Source organism: Patescibacteria group bacterium, from assembly GCA_026397045.1.
In the GTDB taxonomy this organism is placed as follows: Bacteria; Patescibacteriota; Saccharimonadia; order CAILAD01; family BJGX01; genus JAPLVO01.
This window is the reverse complement of the sequence record JAPLVO010000015.1, coordinates 1-2,543: the sequence shown is the minus strand read 5'-3', so window position 1 is coordinate 2,543 and position 2,543 is coordinate 1. Positions and strand designations below refer to the sequence as shown.

Below are 2,543 nucleotides of genomic sequence, written 5' to 3'. Positions count from 1 at the left end.
TAAACTGTCGGAAAGCGCTTAGTAACAGCGGGGCGCTTGCGCCGCTTATGCTGAATTATTAGGTAGGCGTCGATTGGTTCATCGACTTGCCTAATGATTTCAACACAACCTAGCTCGCGGGGAAGACTCGGGCAAGCTGCCAAATACACTCCTCGAGCTTGGTCGGGCGTTCGAGCCTGAACAAACATTCGGCCGCAAGGGCCAGTTATTTCAAAAACAAGCTTTGGTGGTAGCGGTTCCTTTTCTGATTTTTTATTACCGGTACGGTCTTTCTGCGGCTGACTAGCTCTTTGCGATTTCACTATGGTTCCCCTCTGGTACGGACAAAAATAGCTTACTATACGACTTAAATCTAGCCTTTCTGTTTGAAGCTGCGATATTAAGGTAGCCTGTGTATTTATCTTATTACTAACTTCCGATATGTCAATTATTATCTGCTCGGCAGCTAGGCCGAACCTAGCTATGGTAAAATATTGCTATGAGTCAGTTTTTGAAAGTCACCAACTCTAGCTTAGCTGCCACCAGGGTCATAATAATGCTGCCAGACATCTGGGGCCAAACTGACTACGCCACCACCACTGCTCAGGCATTGAGTCAGCGTTATCAACAGCCCTGTTATGTGCTGGATTACTTCTACCAGCTGACGGGACAGTCTAATAATTTTAATCCCCAGGCCGATCAAGCCACTGCGTCGGGCTTAATGGCTAAAATGACAGGCCAGGATTTTGTCAATATCTTCAGCAAAGCCCAGGAAGAAATTAGCAGCAGCCAGACCCAGCTCGAATCAATTTGTGTTATTGGCTTTTGTTTTGGCGGGCGTTTGGCTTACTTGAGCGGTTTAAATAGTAAGGTCAAAAAGATAGTCTCATTTTATGGCGCTGGTGGGCATACCCCTAGCTATTACCAAGACAAAACGCCTATTGAGGCACTGTGTGAAGTTCGTAAAGAGGATGAAAGCCTAGCTGTGATGTCGTTTTATGGCGATAAAGACAGTAGCATCCCAGAAGCTGATAGGCAGCTAACCTCTCAGGCATTTAAAAATGCCAGGATTAATTACACCGAAAAAGTATACGACGCTGGCCACGCTTACTTCCAGCCAGGGCGAGTAGAAATGTATAATAAGGCAGCTGCCAATGCTTCGTGGGCTGACTTGGCCACATTTATTAAGTACTAATTGTGCTACCATATATTCATGACTAAACCTATGCACATACATATTATAGGTGTCGGTGGAATCGGCACCTCTGCCCTAGCTCAGTACTACAAAGCCAACGGCGATAATGTGAGCGGTTCGGATGCATCACGCTCGGATATTACAGAGTTTCTTAAATCTCAAGGCATTATGGTGCAAATCGGCCATAGCGCCGAAAATGTTCGTGGAGCCGACTTGGTAATTCACAGCGCTGCAGTCAAAGAGGGCAACGACGAATACGACGCCGCTAAGGCTAATCGGATTCCGACCAAGCTGTATGCTGAGGCAATGGGCGAGATAACCGATAATTACACCTTAATTGCAATCTCGGGCAGCCACGGCAAGAGTACAACCACTTCCATGGTCGCTAAAATAATGATTGAAGCTGGTCTAGACCCAACAGTGATAGTCGGCACAAAGATGCACGAGCTAAATGGTAATAACTTCCGCATGGGCCAGAGTGAGTTCTTTGTATTGGAGGCCGATGATTATAATAGGCACTTCCATAATTATCGCCCAACTATCTCGGTAGTCACCAATGTGGATAGGGAGCATTTGGATATCTACAATGATATCGATGGCGTCAAAGAGGCTTTTAGTAAATACCTAGAAAACACAAGAAGCGGTGGAACAATTATTGCCAATGGTCAAGATGCAAACACGGTTGATGTCATTAAAAACACTAACCTCTTGAATCGTCGAGTTATTTTGTATAATGAAGCCGACTTAGCTAGCCATGAGCTGGGAGTTCCTGGTGAGCATAACCAAAGTAATGCGGAGGCAGCCCACTTGGTAGGTGAAGTGCTTGGCATCAAAAAAGAATCTATTATTGGTAGTCTTCGTGGTTTTCGCGGTAGCTGGCGCCGGCTCGAGGAGATTACCGACGGAGTGTATAGCGACTATGCTCATCACCCTACCGAAATTAAAGCCACACTTAAAGCCCTAAAAGACGCTAACCCAAAAAAGTCCTTAGTTTGTGTATTTCAGCCACATCAGCGAGACCGGCTTAGTAAACTGTTTGATGAATTTGCCGATAGCTTCGAGAGTGCCGATGAGCTGTACCTGATTCCCCTATATGCCGTTAAGGGTCGGGATGATGGTGAGGGTAAATCTTCCGAACAGTTGGCTGGAATGATCCAAGGCCCCAAGACTAAATACGAAGAAAGTTTTAATCAGGCTTTTGAAATCGCCAAAACAAGGTTTGACGAAAAGCATATAGTAGTCTTTATGGGAGCTGGCGATATCGATGAGCAGTTGCGGGCGATCATCTAGGTAGTGTTGGACAGCGCCACCAATGCGTAGTAGGATTGAGCCTAACAATTAATTTCAGGGGGGATTTTTAGTGGCGAAT

General features: G+C 45.7%; 3 protein-coding genes. 2 read left to right on the top strand and 1 reads right to left on the bottom strand.

All coding sequences use genetic code 11. The features are described from left to right. On the bottom strand, nucleotides 1-302 hold a 302-nt coding region (locus tag NT111_03205; GenBank protein MCX6804997.1), incomplete at its 3' end, for a hypothetical protein. 176 nt (nucleotides 303-478) lie between these two features. On the opposite strand from NT111_03205, the gene NT111_03200 reads away from it, so the two are divergent. Next, on the top strand, nucleotides 479-1,174 hold the full coding sequence (locus NT111_03200; GenBank protein MCX6804996.1) for a dienelactone hydrolase family protein: 696 nt from the start codon (nucleotides 479-481) through the stop codon (nucleotides 1,172-1,174). Nucleotides 1,175-1,204: 30 nt separating this feature from the next. After that, nucleotides 1,205-2,464 (top strand): Mur ligase domain-containing protein, encoded by a 1,260-nt coding sequence (locus NT111_03195; protein ID MCX6804995.1) that lies wholly within the window; start codon nucleotides 1,205-1,207, stop codon nucleotides 2,462-2,464. The last annotated feature ends 79 nt before the right edge of the window (nucleotides 2,465-2,543 follow it).